15 protein-coding genes and 1 pseudogene are annotated in these 25,420 nt (G+C 41.9%); 6 read left to right on the top strand and 10 right to left on the bottom strand.

Features of this window, described 5'->3' with window-relative positions:
* From FQ608_RS26255 to FQ608_RS26240, 4 genes are all read right to left on the bottom strand, one after another.
* Positions 1-1,212, bottom strand: a complete 1,212-nt coding sequence (locus tag FQ608_RS26255; RefSeq protein WP_158861486.1) for a hypothetical protein — start codon at positions 1,210-1,212, stop codon at positions 1-3.
* Positions 1,202-2,467 carry a hypothetical protein gene (locus FQ608_RS26250; RefSeq protein WP_158861485.1) on the bottom strand — a complete coding sequence of 422 codons (1,266 nt, stop codon included), beginning with the start codon at positions 2,465-2,467 and terminating at the stop codon, positions 1,202-1,204. Before FQ608_RS26250 ends, FQ608_RS26255 begins: the two co-directional genes overlap by 11 nt.
* Positions 2,468-2,753: 286 nt before the next feature.
* On the bottom strand, positions 2,754-3,575 hold the full coding sequence (locus FQ608_RS26245; protein ID WP_158861484.1) for a LytR/AlgR family response regulator transcription factor: 822 nt from the start codon (positions 3,573-3,575) through the stop codon (positions 2,754-2,756).
* The gene (locus tag FQ608_RS26240; RefSeq protein ID WP_158861483.1) at positions 3,568-5,304 is read right to left on the bottom strand and encodes a sensor histidine kinase; all 1,737 of its coding nucleotides are present in this window, start codon (positions 5,302-5,304) and stop codon (positions 3,568-3,570) included. The genes FQ608_RS26245 and FQ608_RS26240 overlap by 8 nt, the downstream gene beginning before the upstream one ends.
* Before the next feature lie 432 nt (positions 5,305-5,736).
* Here FQ608_RS26240 and FQ608_RS26235 point away from each other — a divergent pair, with 432 nt between their 5' ends.
* Positions 5,737-6,312 (top strand): DUF6252 family protein, encoded by a 576-nt coding sequence (locus FQ608_RS26235; protein WP_158861482.1) that lies wholly within the window; start codon positions 5,737-5,739, stop codon positions 6,310-6,312.
* A gap of 101 nt (positions 6,313-6,413) precedes the next feature.
* On the opposite strand, the gene FQ608_RS26230 is transcribed toward FQ608_RS26235, so the two are convergent.
* Complete coding sequence (locus tag FQ608_RS26230; protein WP_158861481.1) at positions 6,414-8,144, bottom strand: histidine kinase dimerization/phosphoacceptor domain -containing protein; 1,731 nt, start codon at positions 8,142-8,144, stop codon at positions 6,414-6,416.
* Positions 8,145-8,590: 446 nt separating this feature from the next.
* Here FQ608_RS26230 and FQ608_RS26225 point away from each other — a divergent pair, with 446 nt between their 5' ends.
* The 3 genes from FQ608_RS26225 to FQ608_RS26215 all read left to right on the top strand — a co-directional run bounded on the left by FQ608_RS26225 (position 8,591) and on the right by FQ608_RS26215 (position 14,296).
* Entirely contained in the window at positions 8,591-12,250 is a 3,660-nt protein-coding gene (locus FQ608_RS26225; protein WP_158861480.1) for a tetratricopeptide repeat protein, read from the top strand.
* A gap of 640 nt (positions 12,251-12,890) precedes the next feature.
* Entirely contained in the window at positions 12,891-13,040 is a 150-nt protein-coding gene (locus FQ608_RS26220) for a hypothetical protein (RefSeq protein ID WP_158861479.1), read from the top strand.
* Positions 13,041-13,366: 326 nt separating this feature from the next.
* Complete coding sequence (locus FQ608_RS26215; RefSeq protein WP_158861478.1) at positions 13,367-14,296, top strand: DUF5996 family protein; 930 nt, start codon at positions 13,367-13,369, stop codon at positions 14,294-14,296.
* Between the two features lie 394 nt (positions 14,297-14,690).
* Here FQ608_RS26215 and FQ608_RS26210 read toward each other — a convergent pair whose 3' ends face one another.
* Positions 14,691-16,553 (bottom strand): rhamnogalacturonan lyase, encoded by a 1,863-nt coding sequence (locus tag FQ608_RS26210; protein ID WP_199856482.1) that lies wholly within the window; start codon positions 16,551-16,553, stop codon positions 14,691-14,693.
* Positions 16,554-16,960: 407 nt separating this feature from the next.
* Between FQ608_RS26210 and FQ608_RS26205 the strand changes: the two genes are divergently transcribed.
* The gene (locus FQ608_RS26205) at positions 16,961-17,647 is read left to right on the top strand and encodes a helix-turn-helix transcriptional regulator (RefSeq protein ID WP_158861477.1); all 687 of its coding nucleotides are present in this window, start codon (positions 16,961-16,963) and stop codon (positions 17,645-17,647) included.
* Between the two features lie 79 nt (positions 17,648-17,726).
* Here FQ608_RS26205 and FQ608_RS26200 read toward each other — a convergent pair whose 3' ends face one another.
* The 4 genes and pseudogenes from FQ608_RS26200 to FQ608_RS26185 form a co-directional block, all read right to left on the bottom strand.
* Positions 17,727-19,127, bottom strand: coding sequence for an aminopeptidase P family protein (locus tag FQ608_RS26200; RefSeq protein WP_158861476.1), 1,401 nt, complete (start codon positions 19,125-19,127; stop codon positions 17,727-17,729).
* A gap of 163 nt (positions 19,128-19,290) precedes the next feature.
* Positions 19,291-21,519 (bottom strand): S9 family peptidase, encoded by a 2,229-nt coding sequence (locus tag FQ608_RS26195; RefSeq protein WP_158861475.1) that lies wholly within the window; start codon positions 21,517-21,519, stop codon positions 19,291-19,293.
* A gap of 350 nt (positions 21,520-21,869) precedes the next feature.
* Positions 21,870-21,968, bottom strand: a pseudogene (locus FQ608_RS26190) (helix-turn-helix domain-containing protein); the annotation flags it as partial.
* 122 nt (positions 21,969-22,090) lie between these two features.
* Positions 22,091-24,832: a DUF6797 domain-containing protein gene (locus tag FQ608_RS26185; protein ID WP_158861474.1), complete on the bottom strand. Its 2,742-nt coding sequence runs from the start codon at positions 24,830-24,832 to the stop codon at positions 22,091-22,093.
* A gap of 290 nt (positions 24,833-25,122) precedes the next feature.
* Between FQ608_RS26185 and FQ608_RS26180 the strand changes: the two genes are divergently transcribed.
* A complete protein-coding gene (locus FQ608_RS26180) occupies positions 25,123-25,383 on the top strand; it encodes a hypothetical protein (protein ID WP_158861473.1) in 261 nt (86 codons plus the stop codon).
* Positions 25,384-25,420: the final 37 nt, after the last annotated feature.

Below are 25,420 nucleotides of genomic sequence, written 5' to 3'. Positions count from 1 at the left end.
TTAGTTTATGGCAGGAATCCTTATAAATTCTAAAGCATTGTAATCAAATTCGGCTATTTTTTCGGTTAAATATTGGTCCGAATAGATTTCTACCACGCTATTTTCTAATTGAAACGAAAAAGATGGGGAGCTAACTAACTTACCTCCTTCCAAGTTCATATTTTGCTTATTAATTTTGATTTTGTGTAAGAGAAAGAGGCTTTTATGCGAAGCTCCATCTAGTAGCGAGTTGATGGAGTCCAAATCCATGGCCACAAAAACTTTCCCAGACATGCTGCTACCAATTCTTTCCTCACCCGGAAACCTTGACTCGTATTTATTTAAATATGCGTGCGGAAAAACACTTAAATTTTCCTGCTGCAGCCAAAAGCCACCACGATCAAAATCTACGTAGCTATGACTGATCTCTCCATTCATGATAAGGTATGCTACAAGCGGATCATCTTGGCTTACAGACTTAGACAGTTCAATTAAATCATTAAAATTAGCGACTAAAAAAGATTTATAGGTTTTCCTTCTTTCAAATGGATTAGCGTACAATCCTCCCCAAGTATCCAACGATTTGGCAAACCTTGCCCGATCAACACTCAGATATTGGCGCTCCAACGCCCCGCAATCACCATTAACATCAATACAAAAAAAGGGAAGAATAGCTTCCTTTTTAAATAACAAACCTGATGACATAATTAAATGTCGTTGAATAAAAAACTGGTTCCTTTCCTCGACCGACTTGGCGGTTGCGTCCGTAAATAGTAAATCCTTGTTTATACCCTGATAGTATTCGGATAATGCGTCAATTTCTAACAGGGTAAAAAACGCCATTTCATGGAGATGTTGTTCCTTCTTGGTTGATTGAACAAATAGCGGTTCATCCATATATGTCCTTATCTTAATTGGCTCAAAGGATGAATTTGGACCTTGAATTGTACGAAACGTATAATCTTCATTTTCAAACCGGTTACCATTTCGCTTTTCATTGATTGGATCTTCAACGGAATCCGACATTTTTTTTATAGGTGTACCGGACTCCTTTTCGCCCTTTTCTGAGACTGAAACGTCCTTTGAGTCTACTAGCCCCTTAGCTTCTTCTACCAATATGGACTTAGCTCTTTCTTTAATTGACTTTAATATTTGACCATTCGTGTTAGTATGTGCAAACAAAGCAGTCACGACCAGAACGAGTGAAAATAATCGTCTAAATCTAATTAACATGGTCAAGCAAATTTAACGTACCTACCTTATTATTAAGCTTTTCATCAAAAAAAACATCCACTTCATCATCTACCATGGAAACATCGAACACTAAACGAGGCTTTTGGTTTTGTGCACTCACCTTCAGGTTCACTTCCTTAATCTTCAATCTCATTTTATACACAACATATATGGGGATTGTCTTTCCACTAATATTCGATCTGCCTCCATGTAATTCCAAAATCTTTTCAGCCTCATCGATTGACAACGGCAAAGAACATTTTGTAAATGTGTGGTCATCGGGAAAAATCGTGTTAGAAAATCTAAAAACGGAATATTTTGGCGCGATGTCACTTAAGCCTCCACCGTGAGGCAAAGACAAATGGAATTCAAAAGCCTCTTTATTAAAATCGTATTCCTTAAGTCTTGATTCCGATACAAAATAATATTCCTCTCCTTCCTGCATAAAAGTGCTAGCCCATTTATAAAAATCTATTAAATAATCTTCTTTAACAAAATTTAAATACGTCTGCCTAATTCTAAAAATATCCTCTGAATCTCCTCCCCATTCTTTTGCATGATCGAAATCACTGTACTTTCCGTTGGTCATGTCACAATCATATTTTTTTGAATTGCAGAAATACAAATATCGAAAAGAGTTTTCCAAATGACTGGCCATTGTTTCCTTTATGTATTGCTGGATAAAATATTGCTGAAACTCCTCTGCTGTTCCCTCTTTAAGACTACTCATGAATTGTTCTTTATCCATATCTTCCAGTAAATCGTATAAATACTTATATTCAATCAAACTAAGAAATCTCTCCATACCTAATAATGAATATTCTTTGGAGGAAAATTTCCGATTAACATCGTTATTTAATCCTCTCGAAATACTTCCAAATCTAGGTTGATCCTTATGGGATGCTAACAGGATGGGTTTAAATTTGTTATTTGGTGAGTCATATCTAATAATCTCAAAAGTTGACATTTTATCCTCTGTCTCAATAGGGTGATCCCTAGGTGGAAGTGATTTCATGTCCTTTTCTGAATTAACTTGTGGAGGGTTACCTTCATTGGTAGTAGGTTTTACCACTATCTCTGTATCGCGACTTTGATTCTCAACTTTTTCATTTTTTCTCCCGACCTCGAAATCATCAATCTTTTTCTCAATTCCTTCGGAAACCTTTTGCTTTAAGGCTTTTAAAATTTGACTATATCCAGGATTAACATTTAATATTATGCAAGCCACGAAAAAGATTAAATATTTCGTTTTCATACCCAATGGATTTTTTTAATGCGATTGATCAAATACCAATTAATGTGTATTTTAGCTCTTTTTCTATTCGAACAGATCTTAAACACAAACTTATATCGCTCAAAACTACGATATAAAGAGAAATTCTGGCTCACCAATTATGGTGGTTAATTTCATAGCTTTGTTGCGTAAGCTTTCATTCGGGAGAATGACTTTCACTATTATTCTGAAAAAATTAAGGAAATTTATTATTTAACTATCATGGTCTTTTTTCCGGTCTATATACTGGATATATGAAAAAAGGAATTTAACCTATTCTTCCCAATTTTTCATACAGCCTCTTTCTGGCGTCTCCGTTTTGTGGAATGGGGATGGAGATAGGTTTGGTTCCAGATGGGTTTTCACTTTGGGATAGCAAAATTTGATTGTGTTTTATTTGTTGGATTTTACTTATACAAAACACATGCTTCCGGCTTAGTTGAAAAAAATCCGCTGCCAAAAGTTGCTCATTTTCCAAAAAAAAGTTTTTTAACCCGGGAGAAGTGAACACAATGGGAAACGCGTAGTCGGTCAAATAAGCTCTAATTATCTTTCCATCAGCCTCCAGCAAGACCAACCGTTCAATGGGAACAGGTGTCAATTCTCCATGGGCAGTGGTAACAAAAATAACTGGTCGTTTAGGAGGTTCTGAATTCAAATTCTCCAAATTTCTTTCTTTAGATAAATCCGACTGGGCTTTCCTGATAAGAAGCAATTCCAGTTGGTCCGCCAGCTGCTGTCGTTGGTAGGGCTTTTGAATAAAACTAAATGGGGTCATATACTTGGCCGTATCATAGCCCCCCTTGTTTCTTGGCAGCCCTGAAAGGAATATGATTTGTATGAGTCCTTTGGTTTGATTGATGTGCTTCGCCAACCCAATTCCAGCCTGCGTGTCGCCATTTAACTCAATATCCAGCAAAACGATATGTGGCTGTACTGCATGAAGTAATTCCAAGGCTTCCGGGTAAGTTTCCGCTGGACCTGAAATATCAATTTCTCCATAGGGGAACAACAACTTTAAATCCGATACAATCAAATCCCCAAGTAAGGGATCATCTTCCACTATCAAAACCTTTGTAGGGTTACTCATAGGTATTCAGTCTGAGGGTATAGGAGGTTCCGTGATCTGATTTAACAAATAAATCTGCCTGTATATATTTTGCAAGCCGCTGTACAAGCCCAGTACCGGTCCCTTGTTTTTGACTGCCATTTACTCCGATTCCGTTATCCTGGACATTTACGAGCAACTTAGCGCCTTGTTTTTCAATGGTTACAGTAATTTGCGGATTAATAATTTCTTCCGTAAATGCATGTTTCGTTGCGTTTGTAATTAGTTCAGCTATAATTATACCCAAATTCAAGACAGTTGTTGTGGGAAGCTTGTTTTCTTCTTTAAATATTACTTCGAATTTAATCCGATGCCCAGTTAGTTCAAACATCTCTTCCAACCGTTTCACCAAGGCTTGAATATAAGCCCCAATTTGAATCTCAGTGCTTTCACCTTCTACAGTTAGCTGCTGTTGAATCGATGCAGCGGATAATACGGCTGCCTCTAAATTTTGCATGACTTGTTTTGACTTCTCATCTTCTAGGTTTCCCGACGCCAATCGAAGGAGGGACTGAACCTTCATAAGCACATTATAGGTCCGGTGAGTTAAATCAGCCTTTTGCGATTCAATGATCCCATTCTTTACCTTTAATGTCTTATTGAACCTAAAAAGCAAATACGCCAAAAGCAAAGTCACCAATACTGTTACAAACAAAACTGTTATAAACAGGATATACCGCTTATTTTCATCGCGCGCAAACTGTGCTTCCTGTTCCGCATAGCTTTTCTCCAATTCTTTTTCCCTAAGCAAATATTCAGACTCGACTTGTTGAACATCCAGCAGCTCTTCCTGGAACACCTCTTCTTTTAATACCGCAAGTTCTTTATGAAAAACGAAAGCTTCCTCAAATTTTCCTTCCTCTTCCGCAAGCAAGACTCTCAATTCCAAATATTTAAGGTATAGATCCTTGACAAAAACAATATCAAATAGGTGCTTTATGCTGTCCAGATATTTATTTGCCGTACGAAAATCATTTTTTTTTATCGCAAGATCGACAAGGGTTTCTTCGCAAATTATCTGTCCTTCAATATCGCTATTCTCTAAATACAATCGATGAGCTTCCGACAGATAGCGTTCCGCCATTTTCAGATCACCCATTTTTAGATAATCCTCCCCAATATTACTCAAATTAGCAACCTGGTCCGTTTTAGGGAGACCAAGTGCCGTTTTTATTTCCAAAGCTTTCAGATTAAAATACAGGCTACTATCATAGCGTGCAGTATAAAAATGACTCATTGCGATATTGTTATATAAATAGGCTATTCCTAGGGAGTCGTGCAACGAACGTGCAAGGTTAAGGGCCATCCGTTGCTTTTCAAGGGCTTTGTCGTATTGGTTGAGGTTTAGGTACATGATACTCATGGTATTAAGTATATCAGACATTTGCTCTTGGTCATTTCGAAATTCTGCCAGCGACAGTGCATTTTGGCTATTCTCCAATGATTTCGCATAAAGACCGATTTGTCGATAGGCCATAGCCAAGGATTTATAAGAAATGATGATTTGGGATGTGTCCTTTAGCTGTATCGCGACTTGGTTGGATTTCAAATAATACCTGGCACTGGAATCAAATTGCTGTAGCATATAGTATGAGAAGGCCATACTGTTAAAAGTTTTCCTGGCATTGCTTAGCTCATTTATCCAACCCGGTTCGGTCATAAGCTGATAATAAATGTCAATCGCCTGAGGAAACTGCTTGTTTTTCTTCATATCCGTTGTTTCAGCGTACAATGAATCAAAGGTAGTTTCCGATTGGCACCATGTTTTATGAATCGGAACGAGAACGACCATTAACAGCAAAAAAGGAAAGGCAAAATTATTCAATTTTCAGAAAATTCTTTTTGTGAAAAAAACACCACTAAAAATAGAAACATAAGGCTTCAAAACCAATCAAAGCCTTATATTTTTGGATATATATATCAGCATTCATCCGAGACTTCGAAATAGTAGGGGGCTAGTCGGTTTCACCAATAATGGTGACCAGGTTTGAATTTTAAGAAGCTAATTTTGCCTGGAGACATTGAAAGTTATAAAAGCTTATTCTAGGGAACAGGTATGAGATTTCGTGGAAAATGGCGAAAATCAATATAGGAGCAAGAAAGTTGACCAGCACACATAACGACAAATAGTATGAAAACCAGCATGAAGTTAATTGGATTCCTAATCATCATTTTGGTGGGGGTAAGTTGTAGTAGCGATGATGATGGAATGAAACCTGAGGATACGGGCAGGCAATCCATTACCGCCAAGGTAGATGGGAGAGACTTTGAGGCGGTAATGCCAAATGAGCAGGATCCGGAGGCTGAATTTATCGTAACCAACCTCGTGATCTACCCCAATGGAAGTGGGTTCGTCATGGGCATTTCCGGAGTGGACGGAAGTTGGGAGGATGCGGCTGCAGTGGACGTTCGTCTCATATTAATTGGGCCGGATCTAAGTTCACTAAAAGCCGGAACCATTTTCAGAAGTAGAGGTACGGACACGGAACCGACCTTCGACGGGTATGTGGCAGCTGGAGTTTCTACAATGGTCCTGAACAATATGGAGAACGCTTATATTGCATTAACAGACGATTTTGGAACGATCCAGGTTGAGGTGACCTCCATAGACCATAGTGCCAAACAGATTTCGGGTACTTTTGAATTTACAGCGGTCGATCCTGACGAGGACAGGACGGTGGTAGTGACTGAGGGAGAATTTAAGAATATCAATTGGTAGAAATATACCATTGAAATTAAGAGTGACGCAGGTCCTTTTGAAATTCTTAAGGTTGTTAAAGGAAAAGGTATGGACAGCGGATTAAAAAAAGCGAAGTCCTTTCAACATTTCAATCGAATCGTGTAAGAGGTTCCCCCTTCAGTCTCTTCGGTCAGCTCCGCCTTAATATAACTGGCCAACCGGTAGATCAAGTTCGATCCGATGCCTTGGTTTTTTTGAATGCGGTCATATCCCATACCATTATCCCCCACCTGAAGCACCAAATGGGAATCACTCCGGGATAAGCGAACGCTGATATTTGGATTTGAAATACCGATTGTAGCGTGCTTTATAGAATTGGTAATCATTTCAGCCACCATCAGGCCACAGTTCATTACTGTTTTTACAGGCAGAACCGAATCCGTTTCTACTTCGACCGTGTAAACGATAGGCGGGTGGGCAGGATTTGTAAAAGCCTCTTTCAACCTTTCAACCAGCTCGTTTAAAAAATCTCCTAAAGACACCTCTTCTTCGTTTTCGATCCCATACGTAAACTGCTGTAGGGAGGCTGCTGATATAATAGCCGCTTCTACCTGCTGTAACTTTTCGCGGGTAGCCGTATCCTTAAGGCTATCGGAAGTCAACCGAAGTAATGCCTGCAACCTCATCAGTATATTAAATGAAGTGTGTTTTAGTTCAAGTTTTTGAATTTCGATAAGCTTATTTTTATCGCTCAAGTGACGGTTTAATCGAATAAAGAAAAAGGTCACCAGCCCCGCAATTATAAGACCTGCTAACAATATCAATATTAACTGAGCTTTTCTTTCTGATTCAGCCTTGGAAATCTCCGCTGCTTGGGCAAGGTTTTGAGTTTCAAGGTTTTTTTCCCGAAGTGCCGCGCTAGCTTCCAACCGCTGCACATCCAGTTGCTCCTCCTGAAATACCTCCTGTTGAAGCGAAGCCAGTTCCTTGTGCGTTACAAGTGCTTCCGAATATTTTTCCTTTTGTTCCAGTAAGGAGGTGCGCAACAAAAGATAGTCTATGTACAATTCCTTCACAGGGACCCCTGTTAGCAGAACTTTTGCTTTGTCCAAGTACTCTGCTGCTTTTTGGGTGTCGAATTTTCTTAAGGTGTAACGTGCCAGATTGTTATAATTTTCAATTAAGCCTTCCTTGTCCCCTTTTTCGCTGTACAATTTGTTCGCTCTCTTTAAATAATTTTCTGCCAAATCGAGGCTGTCCATGACCAAGTAGTTTTCGCCAATATTGTTCAGGTTACTTGCGCTGGCTGTTGGGTCTAGTCTAAGCTGTTCCTTAAGGTCAAGGGAAAGAAGGTTGTAATGCAGACTGCTGTCCTGACGTCCGAGTCCCGCTTGGCTAATTGCCAAATTCGTATATAAGTAGGACTGCATAAGTGTATCGGAATGAATCCGCGAAAGCTCCAGTGCCTCACGGTGCCTTTCCAGCGCATTTTCCCATTGCTCCAAATTCTGGTACATGATGCCCATAGTGTTTAACAAGTTGAGCACATTTTCCCAATCATTGCGGCGCTCCGCCAGACTAAGAGCTTCCTGATTTGCATTTAAGGACTTTGCATACAGGCCAAGCTGTCGGTAGGCCATAGCCAGGGAGGTTTGCGAGGTTATCCACTTGACCGTGTCCTGCAGTTCCCGGGCCAACTGGGTAGCGATCTCATAATTTTGGGCACTTTCCGAATACTCTTGGAGCAGAAAAAAGGAATACCCCAAATTGTTGAATGTCTTTCTAGCATTACCGCGGTTCTTCACCCATTCTGGGTTGTTTTTTAGGCTGGTAAGCACTTCAATAGCTTTCGAATATTCCTCTCGGTCCATAAGTTCGCCCGCGATCTGATAAAGGGAATCAGGATCAGTCGACGCAAGATTTGAACGAGCGTGCAGACAGTTGCTTAAAAAAAGACAAAAAAGAAGCAAATAGCGGAAATGGGTTGTCACAGCAGATATTTGATAACAGGGAGTTAGAAAACGAAAGGTTAAATATAACATCCTTGGTGGATTTTCAAAAAACTGACAATACTGCTATGTGATCAGACAAGTCAGGTTTTTCAGAAAGTTCAGATAAATACGGAATTCATATTCCTTTCAAAAGATAACAAGAAGGGGGTTTATATGCAGGAGTTTTATTCTTTGTAAGTGAATGGATTGGGAACATGGGTGGCGATATCCACAGTGAAATGCCTTGAAAATAAAAAGTTGCTGGATAATTTTTTTCTATCAGCCCAAATTTACTATCTTAATTTTTTAATTAAGCTCTATTTATTATGGCGCGTGTATCCAAGACTGGCAAACTGATAGCTCAAAATCAAAAATTAGCTTCTCTTCCTATACCTTATTCGGAATATTATCCTTACTACACGCTTGGACATGCCCTAAGATTGGCATTGGAAGAATTTTTAAAAACCGAGCAGCATTATTTTGACACTATGGATATTGCTTATGGGAAATCAATTGAACACCCTCCCGAAGCTTCAGTTTTTCTTCCCTTTTTAGAAGACCAAACAATAGAAGGAATCCTATGTGATCACTTTCGCCAATTTCTACATATATTGATGGGCAATAAATCTGGATTCGGCGATAGATCAAAGATAAAATCATACGATTTTTCAAAAATTGACGCAATCGTAAACCACCATGAGTTTGATGCCAAAGATAAAAATTTAAGTAGTCAAAGAATTCAGGAATTTTGGCTTAGAGCGAAAAAGTGTGTTACCACAAACTCTCAGCCTAAACATACAGATCTGGATTTCATGGATCTTCTTTCGGCATTTTGCGGGTATACCAATTTCGAATCGTACCTAAATGCTCAATTTGGACTTGACTATCAGAAAGACGAGGATACTATTTTATTAAGTTTATTAGATGGGCACCCACTCACTACTAACAAAAACGAAGGAGACCAACTTGTTGGAAAAGAGCCGCCTCGGGAATTGGTTCCAAATGCCGTTTCCGAACCGAAAACCCAGTACTTTTTGGGGCGGGAGGAAGAATTGTTGAAAATAACCGAACAGCTCCTCCAGAATGGAACGTTGCTGATTCATGCTGAGGGAGGAATGGGTAAAACTACCGTAGCAGCGGCCTTTTATCATCGGTCTATTCGTAACAAGTCCTATAAAACCGTGGCGTGGTTGTTCTGTGAACAGGGTACAATGAAGGCTATTTTCGAACTAGCGCATTTACTAGATTTAAATTTTCATGGAGTTTCTGAGAAGGATAGGCTTCTGATGATTCAACACCGATTGAAAGGCATGGAGGAAGATTTCCTGCTTGTGCTCGACAATGTGGAAGATGACCTTACGGAATTTATGATGGCCTTTCAGGGGTTCAGGTGGCATGTCTTGGTTACGGGTAGGGGGAGGCTGAATTGGGAAGGTGTCCAAAATTATGAGCTGCCTGCCCTGTCTAATCCCGCTGCAAAGGCACTTTTTAAAATTCATTACCAAGACTCATCGGGAACCGCACTGGAGTCCGGAGCAGAATTTGAAGAATTGCTTGAAAAACTGATTTCAGCCATCGGATTTAATACACTTCTAATAGAAATTTTTGCCAAGCAACTCCGGGAGGAGTTTTGGGGACAGGAGGGAGAACGATTCGGTTTGAGGGAGTTTCTGGAAAGATTGGAGATGCATGGATTGTATTTGGAAGATAACCTTGAAACTGTAAATACAAATTATGCTTTTTACCGAAGAAAAACTAATTTGGCTACCACAACGGATATTCTGGATATTTTGCATGATTTTTCGAAACTCGACAAACACCTGAATTCATTATTGATCAACCTTGCTTTGCTCCCGACGGGTGAGCACAGAGTGGAGGTGTTATATGAGCTATTTCAACCCGATAGCAAGCGCTTATTTCGGAGTAATTTAAAGAAGTTATACGCAAAAGGCTGGATTGGGGGAGATGGCTCGGATTTATTTGGAATGAGTCCGGTAATCCAAGATTTAGCAATAAAAAAGCACCAGGAGCGTCTTTGGGAAGAAGGAAAAGAAATGGTGGAGCGGGTTCGTTTATTAATTGAAGAGGAGCCGGATAAAGATAATTTTTATACTAAGTTTAAGTGGTGGCCGATTGCTGAAAAGCTTGCCATTGTTTTTGATGGCTATTCAGAGAAACAATATTTTATTTTTTTAAAAACTTTCGCCATACTTCTGCGAGGCATTGGAGGAAATAAAAACCTAGTTAACGCCGCATACGTAATTGAATACGTATTAGCTTTTGAAATTAAAAATTCCGGTCATAATACGCCTTTTTTAACATCCTGTATGTCAGTTTTTGGGTTGGTTCTAAAGGATCTTGGCGGACATAAAAACTTAGCCCGGGCATTAATAGAGCTTGAAAATGCATTGGTTTTATCACTCAGAAATGCGGGCAATGACTCACATATCTCTGCATCCATCCGTTCGAACATAGCTATGGTTCTTAAAGACCTTGGAGGACATAAAAACTTGGAACGTGCTTTTCTAGAATTGGAGCTTGCTCTAGTTTCTTTTAGGAAAATTCTAGGAGATAGCGATCCAGTGATCGCTACCATCAGACTAAATCTTGCCATTATTCTTGAGCATCTTAACGGGGATGAAAATTTGAAACGAGCTGAACTAGAGCTCGGAAAAGCACTTGAAATTGGAATCGCAAATTTCGGAGAGGATTCTCCGCTGGTGGCCACAATTCGATCGTCCTCAGCGAGTTTAATGCAAGATTTAGGCGAACGAAACAACATACTTAGATCAGTAGCTGAACTGGAAAAAGCAATGGCTTCGGACATCAAAAACTTTGGAATGGACGCTCCAGTGATTTCACTGCGCCGATCCAATTTAGCATTAGGTCTAAAAGAGCTTGGTGGACCTAGAAATTTAAATAGAGCAGAAGTTGAACTAGGAAAAGCGCTTGTTTTAGCCATCAAAAATTTCGGGGAAAATTCCCCAAAAATAGCTACGATTCGATCAAATCTTTCGTGTTTACTACAGCATATTGGTGGACCTAAAAATTTGAATCGCGCTTTACTAGAAATCGAAAAAGCGCTTGATTTGGCGATAAAAATTTTCGGTGATGATTCTCCCAACGTGGCTATTATACGATCTAATCTTTCAGGTATACTTAAGGATATCGGAGGACCTAAAAATTTTGCTCGTGCCATTGAAGAGATTGAAAGGGCACTTCATTACGGATTGAAGCATCACGGTGCCGCCTCTATTGTAGTGGCAAAGCGTCGACTGACTTTAGGTTTGGTATTAAAAGACATAGGGGGCATACCAAATTTAATGCGATCTGCGGCAGAGCTCGATAATTCACTTGGAATTTTTCTTCTAACCTCAGGCCCAGATAGTGCTATAGTGGCAAATATCCGATCAATTTTGGCGACGGTATTAGCGGACTTAGGGGGCTTTGATAACCTGAAGCGTTCTGTAGCAGAATTTGAAATCTTGTGCGAGTTTATGACAAATACCCATGGTAAGGATGCATCAGAGGTAGCGATTATTCGATCAAATCTAGCAATGGCCCTGAAAGGAATTGGAGGAAGCGAAAACTTAAACAGGGCTAAAGACGAACTTGAGATAGCACTTGACTCAGACCTTGCAAATTTTGGAGCAGAGGCACCTTCAGTAGCCACTTGTAGATCAAACCTTGCATTGGTTCTTAGAGACCTTGGGGGATATGAAAACTTAAAACGGGCTGCAAAAGAACTTGAAATTTCGCTTACGTCTGATGTAAACAATTTTGGCGAAGAGGCTAGTCAAACAGTGATACCACGCCTAAACCTCGCTGCGGTACTATATGATTTGCATGGTAAAAACAACCTCCTTTTAGCTCAAAATCTTCTATTAGAGGCTTTTCCTTTGGCGATACGTCATTATGGGGAAAGTCATCCCTTGACAACGGCTGTCAAAAGTTATTTGAAAAAAACCCAAGAAGTGCTTGGATAATGCGAATAGTGTGATTTTTTTATGAGGATTCAAAAAAAATAAAGACCCTCTTTTTCCTTAAATTGAATAATGATTATGTCAATTGTACTTTGAAGTCCGCAGGGTAGCATATCCTCTTTTTTCTTATGATATAATTTAGTGAAAGTATATAATTTTGTCATATTCATCCTATTTTACGCTCACGATTTGCTGCGATTTTCGTCAAACTATCTCGTTCGACTATTAGGAGGAAATTAGTGCAAGCTTGGCCTTTTATACCGTTTCTGTTGTTTCGATTTGTTTTGAAATCTTAAATCCGTAGTAAGATGATGCATTCGCAAATCGGAATTTAACGCCCACAATCCCACAGGTAGAAATCCTCAAGCTCGTTATTCCCCGATATCGCCGATACATCGCCGATACTTTTTTTTACCAATACCTTCTCACCTTTATCCTAACATACTCACCGCCACTTTTTGAAGCTATCTGGAGACGTCAGGATAACTTAACCAAACAAGCGGAGGCGGTAGGAGAGCAACCGGAACATATGTACTAACGAAGTAGTCGGGCTGTGAAGTCTGGGGTAAGCAACTAATGGCTCCTTCGGTTTTCCCCTTTTGGCCTTTTGGCAGGTGCGTGCAACCAATTAACCCTCTTCGCCATGAAAACGAAAGGATTAATGGTTTTGGTAATCGGTGCGCTGTTACTGGGATCTTGTGATCTTTTGAAAACAAAAGAAATCATGGAGATTCCGGCCAGGGAAATGATCCAACAAGACCCGGATGAAAAATTGCCTCCGGGAAAGGATTGATGTCCTGTCCCGTTACCGTTTCAAAGTATTCACCCTTTAAACTATTCAGGGGTCCCTGTAAAATGGGACCTCTGTGTATTGCCGTCTGAAGCGGTAGTTAAAATGCGCTGCGGAAATTTTCCTATGAGATTTCCGCCAACCACACTGATTTCATTGCTTATTAGTTATTGTCAAAACTGCTGTTTTTTCAGTATTATGTTAATATGCAAATCCAATAGGCTCGGGAACTATTGTCTCTATTACTCCACAAGGAATAGACCCTTCACTAAACGTAAGGGTTAATTAAAAGAAAAATGCTATTTTCGTGTGTCTAAAACTACCTAAAGATGAACCGTTCATTAAAATTACCACTCCTGAGTTACAAGGGAAATGAGCAAAAGAAAATGACCTTGCATTTGTTTCTACAAATCATGGGAAAGATCCGCTTAACATTAACACCCCGAAAAAACCATTGGTGGTACGTGACCGAGTATGTGTCGACAAAGGGCATTACAACAGGTCCTATTCCCTACAATAAAGGGATGGATACCTTTGATATGACAATCAATGTACACCAACACCAACTTGAAGTCAGCACCAGCAAAGGTGAATTTGCGAGTTTCTCCCTGCTTAATGGTACAAGCGTTGCGAATTTTTATAAGCAGCTTTCTGAAATTCTCAAGCGATTTGACATTGTAGTCTCGATTTTAGACAAACCTTATGATGTAAAGATTGACAAACCTTTTGGTGAAATTACGGAGTACCACCACTACGAAGAAGCATACACCAAAGACTTCTGGCTCATTCTGCTTTGGGTGGACGGGGTTTTTAAAGAGTTCAGCGGTCGCTTTTACGGAAAAACCTGCCCTGTTCATCTTTATTGGCATTCCATGGATTTGGCGGTAACCCGTTTCTCGGGCAAAAAAGCACCCGCTATGCCGGCTGAGGCTAGGATATCCGATAAAGATGCCTATTCGCACGAGTGTATCAGTTTTGGCTTTTGGGGAGGGGACGAAAATATGCCTGAACCGGCTTTCTACTCATATACCTACCCTTCACCCGAAGGAATAAACCAAGAACCTTTGCTGCCCCCTGCAGCCCAATGGGTTCAAAGCAACGGAAGCCCAATGGCGATATTCACCTATAACGATCTATTAAAAGCAGCTGGCCTGCGTTCAACCCTTCTTGATTTTCTGGAATCGGCTTATATTGCCGGAGCTAAGAAAGCCAACTGGGATATCAAGGCATTAACAGTACCGGAACTGGATAAAATTTAAAGTCTATCGAATTAATCGGAAGCAAAGTTATTCCACTTATAAACCGCTCGGTGTAACTGACTATAAAACCAAAGGCTGAAGCAGGATTCACAATCATAGACCAAACAGAAGTTGAGTCAGAATGCTTGCTCTAAAGCGTCAAAATAATATTTGCTATTTGGTTAACTGTGGACTGGAATGCAAACTCAATTAAAGGATTTCCAAAACCCTAGCGGTGATTGACTTGTTTTTGCTTGAAAAGCTATCTAACCGATTGAGGATATTCAAAGCCCAATTCGTACGCAAACTCACTACAAGAAATCGAGGTACTTTGAAAACGTCTTGTCTATCCATTTTCTTCCATTTCCAGGGTTAGATCTAACGATTTCTAAACAATTATCATCTGCGTTGACGCTCATTTATTCAACGGTCCAACCACCTCAATCCCCGGCCTCTCCGGCATTTCCATCCCCTCCCCCAAATAAAAATCTGTATGGGGTGGTTGGTTGTAGGCTACGTTTTGCCAAGCGATGCTTAGGCGGTAGTGGGGGTTGTGCATTAGGGTGTAGAGGCGGTAGGCGGTGGGTATAGGGGTAGAAAAAATCCGTAACTCCTTGTTGTCTGCCGTGCGGGCGATTAGTTCCTCCCGCCAGTCGCCTAAGATGTCGGCCGATAGGCAGGGGTTGGATTTGGTGCCGTTGTTTTTTATAAGGTTATAGTCCTCTCCGGTGAAAATCCGCTCGGAAACACTGTTTTCAAAATCCCATTTGTCTATATTCACGCCGTCCAGCAATTCCCGAAGCAAATCCCCATCCCACCAGACAGCCATATTGCTTGAACTGGGTTGATTTTCGGAAATAACCTTGCCTTTTGCATTCCAGACGCCTTTTAATCCCTCTCCAAAGGCCCAACTTTCATAACCCCTATGCCTAGGATCAATATCTATCGAAAGTCCTCTCCCTACATCCTGCGACGGAAAAGACCAAAGTATCTCTCCCGTTAACGCATCCCGTAGGTTTGCGGCGTGGGGATGGTCGGGGCGTTCGTGAATTCCGAATATCTCCAATCCCGGCCGATCCGGGTCAATATTGGAGACGTGCATGGCATCTCCGTGACCAAGGCCGCTACTATATAATCCAGAACCATCGTTGTCAATAACCATGGCTCCAAAAACAATCTCATCCTTTCCATCTCTATCCACATCCGCTATAGATAGACTGTGATAGCCCTGTCCTTCGTACTTCTGGTTCTCTGCGCTGCCATCCTGACTGTCAAAGGTCCAAACGGGGTTCAATTCCCCATCCCGCCAATTCCAAGCGGCAACGACTGTTCGGGTATAATATCCCCTGCTCATTATCAGGCTTGGTCGCTTACCGTCCAAATAGGCAATCCCGCCCAAAAAGCGATCTACCCTATTTCCGTACCCATCACCCCACACTTCCTTTAACTGCTCTTCTGTTGGGTTTTCTGTATCCGGATGTCTGGGGGGCACAAAATCGGTGGTGGCAAGTGCTTCACCTGTCTTTCCGTTAAAAACAGTTAGGAACTCGGGGCCAGCCAATATATAGCCGTCCTCATTTCTCCAATCAGCTTGCTTATCGCCGATTATATTTCCCAAGCCATCTATTGTGCCGTCGGCCGTTTTACATGCTACCTCAGCGCTTCCATCCCCATCGAGATCGTAGACCATAAACTGGGTATAATGCGCCCCTTCACGGATGTTTTTTCCCAAATTGATTTCCCAAAGAAAGTCGCCATCCAAGGTATATGCGTGTAAGATGGGTTCATCGGTCATTCCTTTTTGGGAATTGTCCTTTCCCACACCCGTCATATGAACTACTATTTCATATCTGCCGTCACCTGTTAAGTCTCCTACGGAAGCATCATTTGCCGTATAGCCTACCGGTGTGCGCAACGGAATGGATAGATAGGGTTTATCCCATGCGGCAACGGGTATCGACTCATACTGTAACTCATTGCCTACAAATGCCTGAATAAAATAGTGGGAATCGGCGTCTTTTTTGAAATTTGTATCTAACAGGTTAGTCGCTCCATCGAGCCGATTGTCATTTAGTTTAACAGCTTTTACTCCATTCTCTACTTTAAAAACATCAAAGGAAATTTCCTCCGGGTCGGTACCTAGCATTCTCCAACTTACCAAAACATCCTCTCCTGATGGCACGGCAATTAACCCCCGATCTAAAAATTCCATCTGGCGTTGGGCAATTGTGTTAAATGATACAGCTAGAACTAGAGTTGATATTAACCAATTTTTCATTTTATCTGGGGTTAATTTTTAAAAAAGAGCAGTGGTTTTCACCTATCTTACCTTCTGAAATTAATAAGAAAGATTATCCGAATTTTGGTAGGTTTCAAAACTCAAAATTATCTTTATTTATTTGTCAATTGGATTATCTAAAGGTTACAGCCTAAAGGTACCCTTCTCCCTTTAAAATTTAAAATAGAACTCAATATCTCCTTTAGAAAATCTAGAAATACCCGACGTAAATGCTCGACGGTCCTCATAAAAATCAAGTGCCCAGTCAGTCTCTCCTCTGTTCCTCCATTCATTTATCCGGCACATTCATTCCTTTGTTACCCATGTTCGTGAATAAAATTTCTCCCCCCATTTCCTATGCCCTTTCTTGACCCCGATAATTTGTGGTCAACAAAAAAGAAAGCATCATGGAACTGAGTAACAATGACGAACAGGAATTTATCAACGCTAAGATCAACGCCCTAAAACTTGCCGGGGATTGGATACCTGGGATTAAAATCGTCCAAAACACCCGTCCCCACCAAAATCTTTATCTTTGCGACAGTGGTCAAAAACACTTTGGGCTTACAGAGGCATTTTTTACCCATCTACCAGACTCCGAATACAAAAGCCTTATCTTTGACCCGGAAGATATTCATACCTGCCTCTTGGGCGGTAAGGAATATGATGAAACCTCCTCCTCCACCAAAAAGTTTTATATCCGCCATCAGCAGCTGCAGGAACGGCACGAGGTGGAGCTGATAATTGTACACCATCTCCTGCCGCATAAATCCAGTAGGTCCCGATTTACATTTACCCAGATCATCCCGTTGAGTTTCCAGTCCTGGGCAGTACCAAAGACAAAGAGGATTGCGCAGGAGATGTCCTTTCGCAAGGTAAACGACATCAAGTTTTCGCAACTAACCGACCGAAACAAGGAAGTCCTATCCCTGATGGTACGTTGCCTAAAAGCCGAAGAAATAGGAGACAAGCTATTTATTGGCGTCAACACCGTCAATTCGCATAAAAAGCGGATCAAGGAAATATTGGAAACCAACGAAAGCTGGGATATCCTTCAATATGGGCTAGCCTATGACATGTTAGACAATTTCTGAAATGAAGGATTGGAATAGGGTTTATTCCCATTCCGTCCAACCCTTAATGTAGTTAAACGACTATCCAAAAAGTCAATAGTTATGCATTAGCACTTAATGCAGTCCTGCGTATTGCCTCCAAAGCATCGATTTCCACCTCCAAAGGTTCCCCCAAGAGCTCGGAACCGCCATTCGTTATTACAAAATCATCTTCAATCCTAATACCTCCAAAGTCTCGGTAATTAGCCACTTGATCATACCTGATAAAGGCACTATGTTTCTTTTCTGCCTTCCATTGGTCAATCAAAAGGGGATTAAAGTAAATCCCAGGTTCAATGGTAAGCACATATCCCTCCTCTAATTCCTTTCCAAGCCGGAGCGACTTCAATCCAAACTGCGTACTTTTTACCAAAGTTTCGGTGTACCCCACATATTGCTCTCCCAAGTCTTCCATATCATGTACATCCAGCCCCATCATATGGCCAAGACCACATGGGAAAAAAAGTGCGTGGGCTCCATTTTCTACGGCATCATCCAAATTCCCTTTCATCAGTCCGATGGCGCTGAGCCCCTCTGCCAGTTTCTTGCAGGCCAGCAAGTGTATATTCTTAAATCGTACCCCCGGCCTCAAAGATTCTATCGCTGTCTGATGTGCATCCCGAACAATCTGATAGACTTCCTTTTGGTTAGCGGAAAAGGCTGGCCCAACAGGTAGTGTTCTGGTAATATCCCCAGCATAATGCATGGCTGTTTCAGCCCCAAAATCACACAAAAGCATTTTACCATCCGTCAGGGTTTGGGAATAATTATGGTTGTGAAGTATTTGGCCGTCAATAGTTACGATGGGAGTAAAAGATAGATTTCCCCCGGAACGGATGGCCTCTCCGGTGATCATGCCCACGATTTCATATTCCTTCATTCCTGATTTTGCCTCTTGCAGTACCCGTTTGTGCATTGCCGCGCTACAGGTAACTGCCTTATTGATCTCCCTTATTTCCTCCGGAGATTTGACTGATCGTAGCTTTACGACTGCTTTAATGAAAACTTCCGAAGCAAGGGATGCAATTTGCAGGACAGACACTTCCAGCCATTGAGCAAGTTTCTGTGCATTTTCTGGCCGGTATGGAGGCAGAATATGAATATCCGTTTTTGGTTTGAGGTACTTAGGTAACCCGTCTATGGATGAAACTTTATCTACGCCTACCATGTCGGCCAAATCCGCTAGCTGAAGAGTAGCACCATGCCACACGCTTTCCTCAGCAGTAAGGTCATTACCAAACAGCATCTCACGGTCTTCATCAATATCTATCACAGCAGCTAGGCCGGGTAAATCCAACCCAAAAAAATAAAGGAAACTGCTGTCCTGCCTGAAAGGATACCAGTTGTCTTTAAAATTCATACTGCTTTCTTCATTACCCAAAAACAGTAATTTCCCACTTCCAACGAGAAGTTTAAGTTGCTTTCTCCGTTCCGTATAGATTGCTTTTGAAAATGTCTTCATGCTAGTATTTTAATGTCACATTTTCCCGGTCATCGGCATAATACCGCATGGGGGAAGCATCATAAATCCATTTATACCGCTTTCACTTGCAGCAGTCACGGCCTCTAGTGCTTTCTTTGTCGACTGCTCGGCGATTGTAAGGACTATTGGCCTTAAATATTCACTACCTTCCTCCTGGGGCCAATTTCTCCAACCAGAATTTTTCCATCGTCTGCCGCAGGTGATAGGAGGTATTCTCCCGTTCGTTGATGCCATGGGCACGCATGGGGTAAGACATCATGGAGAAGAGTTTATTGTATTTAATTAACCTATCTACCAACATCTCAAAACTCTGGTAATGTACATTGTCATCCGCAGTGCCATGCATAATCAATAGGTCACCTTTCAGGTTTTCAGCGAAATTTATAGGCGAACCATAATGATACCCCTTGGGGTTTTGGTCAAGCAAGCCCATATACCGCTCCTGATACGTAGCGTCGTAAAGCCGCTGATCCGAAACAAAAGCAACGGCTATGCCCGCCTTATAAATCTCCGGATACCTAAACATTCCGTTGAGCGTCATCTGACCGCCTCCACTCCATCCCCACATACCTACCCGGGTGGTGTCTATAAATTCATACGTGTCGAAAATCTGCAGTGCAGCTTCCATTTGATCCTGTGAGGCAAGAATGCCAATCTGTCCGTAGATGGATTTGCGCCAATTCCTACCTCTAGGGGTTTTAGTGCCCCGGTTATCTATGCTGATGACAATATATCCCAGGTTGGCCATATACTGATGCCACAAATCCCCATCCATCCACGCATCCTGAACGGTAGAACCGGCAGGTTCGCCATAGACATAAAATAAAAGCGGATACTTTTTTGCAGGATCAAAATCGATCGGTTTTAACATCCAAGCATCCAGTATAACTTCCCCGATATCAACCTTTATAAACTCCTTAGCACGCAAGCCCAAGCTTTGATGTGCCTCACGTAAGGGTTTGTTTTCTTCCAAAACCCGGACAGGAATATGATCGGGCAAGCTAATCAGGGAAATAGCGGGGGGCGTGGTTGTATTTTGAAAGGTATGAATCGCAAATTTTGAGTCGCCGGAAATTTGGTAGCTATTTTGACCGGAATTTTCTAAGGGAGAAATCCGCTCCGGTTTTCCCCGCTTTGTCAAGGAACTGCGATAAAGGTAGCGTTGGGTGAAATTATCCGGGGAGGCGATGTAATAGACAAACCCTCCCTTTGGATCGATATGGCTGATACGTTCTACATCGAATTCTCCTTCAGTAATTAGCTCAACCGAACTTCCGTCCCTGGATACTTTATAGAGATGTAGCCATCCATCCCGCTCACTGCTCCAAGTGAAAAAGCTTTCTTTTTCCAACCATCGAATATTGTCATGAATGTCCAAAAAGGCGGAGTCTTCTTCGACCAATATGGTTTTCAATTGCATGGATTCAATATTCCCAATCCAGACGTTATTGCGGTTTTGTGGGCGGTTCAGTTGCTGTACCATCACTTCTTGGGAATTCGGAATAAAGTCCATTCGGGCCAAATAATTATTCCGGGGATCTCCAGGAAAGTCAAACCACCTTGCGTCTCCACCTTCACTGGATACAACCCCTATCTTAACAGATGAAAGTTGCTCGCCCACTTTTGGATAGGGCATGGGGATGGGTTTGGAATAAATTGAATCAAGATTGTCTATCAAATAGAATACCCCGACACCCTTGGTGTCAGACCGCCAAAAAGCAATATTTTTTCCATCAGGGCTCCATCTGAAGCCATCCCTACAGCTTAATTCCTCTTCATATACCCAATCAAAGGTCCCGTTGATGATATCATCATCCCCGTCAGCGGTAAGCTGGGTGATTTTTCCTGTGTCTATAGTCTCAACAAAGATGTTATTCTTGCTTACATAGGCGACCCGGGATCCATCCGGGGAAAATTTGGCAAACATCAGGGTTGCTTCCGGAATACCATTACCCAATTGCCCTAATTTCCGGGTCTTGAGATCGAGCACCCAATAGTCACCCCGTGTATGATACCTCCAAACTTTTCTAGTATTGGTAAATATCAGCAGCTTTGTATTGTCTGCGGACCAGTCATAATTAGCAACCGACAATGGTGCTTGTCCTCCTTTCGGGATCAATTCACCCGCAGAAATTAAGACGGATCGTTTGCCGGATTTTGCGTCATATTGCACAATATCGTCTCCGCCAACTTCTTGGTTTTTTTCGATACTGGAGTATCCGTTAGAGTCCTTCATCCAGTGGATGGGGCCAAAACGGTTTTGCCTATATGCCCCATTTTTATATATATCCTCCAAGGACAGTGTTGCTTGTGAAAACAAGCTACCTACACTTGAAAATAGAAAAAATAGGCTTAAAATAATTCTTTTCATTTAGTTTCTAAAGTTAAATATGGAAGTATGCGATTCGTTTTACTTACGGAAATTAGACAAGGTCCACAAAAACAATCCATCAATAAACTACCATAAAAATGAATAAAAGTAAAAACAATTTCTATTTTTTTTGAATCGATTTCAACCAAAAAAACCATTTGAATTTTTCTTTGTATGCGGTTGATTTTTTCTCGTGTTGTGTGAAGTATACCATGGCGTGTGGCTTCCCGCAGATATCGCTAATTTGCGCTGATAAATTCTGCGTAAATCAGCGATATCTGCGGGAAATCATTTGGGCATTAACTCGTGACATGACACTGACCCTTTCTGTTAAGAACTCGAAAATCCAATTAATTCGCTCTTTTTAAAATATTATTTCTGTATTCCAATGGAGTCATACCAGTAACACTTTTAAAATGCTTTTGGAAATTTGACAGGTTATTGTACCCGGAGCTGTAGCAACAGTGTTGTCGCTTTTTTTAACCGCAAGGATTGCAAGGAATACGCTAAGGTCGCAAAGCATTATGAAAAACCTTTATGTCCTTTGAGTCCTTTGTGGTTACTTTGTTTTTTATTTAGCCATAGATATTGCAAGATTTTCGCCTAGTTGGTGGATGGTGTTTTGGATGACTCCCTCTATGGATTGGCCCGTTTCATCCTCTAGCGTATAAGTGATTTCCATTACCCAAGTGGGTTTGATCGCAGGGAGGGAGAGTAGGACGGATTTTTTGTCAGCGGCCAGTTCAACATCGGCAACTTCCAAGGTTTGGACGTTATGATGTTTGGATCCATACTTTCTGGACCGCAATAAATCCCAAGTTTTCACCGTATAGTTGGTGACTTTACCGGCACTTCCCGAATCCAATTTATCGGTAAAAGTCAGCAATATGCCATCTTTTCGAGCATTTATTCCCACTGGAATGGTCATTGGCTTATCCAACTTTCTAATCCGGTACAATCCCCCCAATTGGGGTTGGGAAGATCCCCAGGCAGATAATCCACAGAGATATAGCTGCCCATCTCCTGAATTAAAACGACCCCGCATTACCCCGGTCGCAAATCTTGGAAGTGGCAACTCAAACACCCCGCCCTGAAACTGATCTCCAATTTTTTCATGGGGAACCAGAAATACCTTTCCGTAGCCGTAAGAAAAACTCAGAAGTTGGCCGTTCAACTCGCCCCATTTTTTACTGTCTACCCAGAGCAATTCAGACGGGGATCGATCCCTATCCCTTTCCACCCAAACCAAGGGCTGCTCCATGCCGGTATTGGAGCTGTCAGCCGGAGGATTATAGCCGAACATATTCCCATAAAAGCCACCTTTCTCCACCCAGTTGATCCGGTTCATGGGGTTCCAATGGCCTTCTTGGTCGGTTACGATAAAGGTTCCATCGGGATTAATGCAGACTCCGTTGGCAGCGCGAAAACCCGTGGCTATAATTTCGGTTTTCTGTCCATCTGGACTTACCTTCAAAAGCGTACCGTGTTGGGGAACCAGTGCTTCCCGGGCATGGCGGGCACTTTTTGCATAATACAGATTTCCTTCCTTGTCCACCTGCAACCCCATGGCAAATTCATGGAAGTGGTCCGTTACCTGCTGGTCATTGTTAAAGCTTTCGTAGAAATCGGTTTCCCCATTTCCGTTCAAATCGTGTAAACGGACAATCTGATCCCTACACGTAACAAACACCTCTTCATTGATGACCTTGATCCCTAACGGTTGAAACATACCCGATGCGATGCGTTGCCAGGTAAGTTTACCGGATTTTTTGGTAAAACCCTCCACGAGCCATACATCTCCGTCGGAAGAGCAGATAACCCCTTTATTGGTGTCCTTAAAAAAGTCCAGTCCGCTAAGTCTCAATTGATTTTTCCAGGGACTATTAAAAGGCGGATTTAAAATATCTACCTGAAAAGCCCCCTCTTGTTCTCCCTGCAATATGTCGGTTGTAAGTTTTTGTGGGTATCTGGCTGATCCTCCTTTGGTATATTTCTCCAAAGATTCAGCGGGTAAGCTGGTTTTGGCGTGGATATCCAATCCCTCCATGCCTGCTTTTCCAATTAACACTTTGATAGTTAATGGCTGGGATGGATTAATTTCCATAACGATAAACCCGTCCTGTTCTTTTAAAGCAGCCCCTTCTCCCACAAGTGCCACGGCGATTCCTATAGGCGCTACCCTTATTTTCATAGGCCTATCTGATGGACGAATATTGAACGTCCGGGTAAATACAGGCATTTCATTGGCAGTTTCCAACCCAAATGTTTCCAAAACCTTGGCTTCTCCTACGGTATAGGAAATTATGACCCGGTCTTCATATTGATAAAGTCCCTTGTAGTGGGTCCAATCCCTAGGCAATGGGCCAAATTTCCGCTTATCCCTTGCCGTAAAACGCGGATCTTCAAAGGTGCCGGTTTTCGGATGTGCCCATCCGGGCCCAGTTTCGTTCTCGAAATGGAGATCCCCTACCGTGCGGGGTGAGATATTGTGTTTTCCGTTGAATAGTATGGCTTCCCAATCAATAAACCCTTCACCCGTCCAAGCTCCGGCTACACGCATCAGATCATGGTCGAACATCATCCAGGCATTTCCGGCGGCGACTCCACCCGTTCCTTTGTCCAATCGAACTGCTATGCCCTTGTATGCAAAATTAGCATCTCCAAAATCTTCATCCGGTAATGGCTGCACGGGTCCCGTGGATCTTTGTCTTTCAGGCGCGTCCGGCCCAACCAATTCATAGGTATTAATTAAAAAATTGCCGTAGTCCATCTCTGCCCAGGGTTTGAACTCCCTAGGCTCTGGTCCTTGGGAAGAACCTTCCGGTAGGCTGGCCAGGTAAGCCTCATCCACTGGAACGTATTGGTCTGGATTATCTTTTAATAAATACGTCTCACGAATAAAGTTAATAATGTCATGTTTTTCCACCGGCGTTAAGTTAATCTGAGGAGGCATGGATCCATATCCGCGGGTAAGGGTTTGATAGATGGAATAGGGATCCATTCCGACCTTAAATTCGTCAGACCAAAATTTGAATGCGGTAGGAATTGACCCTTCTTGTTCCGGATCGCCATGGCAGTTGAAACAAATATTATTGTAGATATGCTCTCCCGTCCGGATTGATTCTCCATGCCTGTCTCCCAATGCGGTGAGTAAAGTCCTGTGATCTATATCTTTCTCGTAGACGGGAAGATCATCGTCTAGGAGGATGAAACTAGAAGGTCCCTGCTGACCCGAATTATCCGGCTTGGAACTACAAGCCAACAGACATAGAAATATAATAGGCAATAGAAGCGTTAATTGTCTTGTATTCATTTTTACTAATTGTAATGAAACTAGGTCAAAATATAAATTAAAATTTGGTCAATCAAAAGGGTGAATTGGTATTACTTTGGAATTCGCCCCCAAGAGGGGCTTTGATTCTCAAAGTCGTCTAGAAAGGGGGGGGTGATGATGGGGTTTCCGTAGCATGCAAGATCCCCGTATGTCAGGTAGATGATGAAGTGTCGATTTGGTTAAGTAAATGAATATGATAAAGTTAAGTTTTGCTCATCACTTAAGTATTCATCATTTTAGCCAAAAAATATGGTATATTATCCCTTCTCATGGCGAAGTTTGGCATTACGCAGGATGAATATCCGCAGATACGGATCCATCTGCCCATGTTGACTACGATTAAGAAGATCCTGGGGACGGAAATCATACTGAACGAATATGAGGAATATTTCCAAAAAGCTGCCCCGGAACCGGAAAGCGGGGAGATCAACAAACTCAATGAACTGATCACCCTGCTGTTTCCTGCCCTAAATGCGGGTCACACTCCGGACATTGAGGCCGCCGCCAAAAAAGTGGTTATTTCGGTCTGACCATGCCAGTGATATCGGTCAAACCGTGCCACTTTGA

Source organism: Lunatibacter salilacus (genome assembly GCF_009797935.1).
Classification (GTDB): Bacteria; Bacteroidota; Bacteroidia; order Cytophagales; family Cyclobacteriaceae; genus Lunatibacter; species Lunatibacter salilacus.
Note: the sequence above shows the minus strand (reverse complement) of the source record. Positions and strands in the feature narration are given on the sequence as shown.

Excerpts from the sequence above, each read along its gene's own strand:
- FQ608_RS26255 (WP_158861486.1), bottom strand. The coding sequence starts at position 1,212 with ATGTTAATTAGATTTAGACGATTATTTTCACTCGTTCTGGTCGTGACT.
- FQ608_RS26250 (WP_158861485.1), bottom strand. The coding sequence starts at position 2,467 with ATGAAAACGAAATATTTAATCTTTTTCGTGGCTTGCATAATATTAAAT.
- FQ608_RS26245 (WP_158861484.1), bottom strand. The coding sequence starts at position 3,575 with ATGAGTAACCCTACAAAGGTTTTGATAGTGGAAGATGATCCCTTACTT.
- FQ608_RS26240 (WP_158861483.1), bottom strand. The coding sequence starts at position 5,304 with ATGAAGAAAAACAAGCAGTTTCCTCAGGCGATTGACATTTATTATCAG.
- FQ608_RS26235 (WP_158861482.1), top strand. The coding sequence starts at position 5,737 with ATGAAGTTAATTGGATTCCTAATCATCATTTTGGTGGGGGTAAGTTGT.
- FQ608_RS26230 (WP_158861481.1), bottom strand. The coding sequence starts at position 8,144 with ATGGACCGAGAGGAATATTCGAAAGCTATTGAAGTGCTTACCAGCCTA.
- FQ608_RS26225 (WP_158861480.1), top strand. The coding sequence starts at position 8,591 with ATGGCGCGTGTATCCAAGACTGGCAAACTGATAGCTCAAAATCAAAAA.
- FQ608_RS26220 (WP_158861479.1), top strand. The coding sequence starts at position 12,891 with ATGAAAACGAAAGGATTAATGGTTTTGGTAATCGGTGCGCTGTTACTG.
- FQ608_RS26215 (WP_158861478.1), top strand. The coding sequence starts at position 13,367 with ATGAACCGTTCATTAAAATTACCACTCCTGAGTTACAAGGGAAATGAG.
- FQ608_RS26210 (WP_199856482.1), bottom strand. The coding sequence starts at position 16,553 with ATGAAAAATTGGTTAATATCAACTCTAGTTCTAGCTGTATCATTTAAC.
- FQ608_RS26205 (WP_158861477.1), top strand. The coding sequence starts at position 16,961 with ATGGAACTGAGTAACAATGACGAACAGGAATTTATCAACGCTAAGATC.
- FQ608_RS26200 (WP_158861476.1), bottom strand. The coding sequence starts at position 19,127 with ATGAAGACATTTTCAAAAGCAATCTATACGGAACGGAGAAAGCAACTT.
- FQ608_RS26195 (WP_158861475.1), bottom strand. The coding sequence starts at position 21,519 with ATGAAAAGAATTATTTTAAGCCTATTTTTTCTATTTTCAAGTGTAGGT.
- FQ608_RS26185 (WP_158861474.1), bottom strand. The coding sequence starts at position 24,832 with ATGAATACAAGACAATTAACGCTTCTATTGCCTATTATATTTCTATGT.
- FQ608_RS26180 (WP_158861473.1), top strand. The coding sequence starts at position 25,123 with ATGGCGAAGTTTGGCATTACGCAGGATGAATATCCGCAGATACGGATC.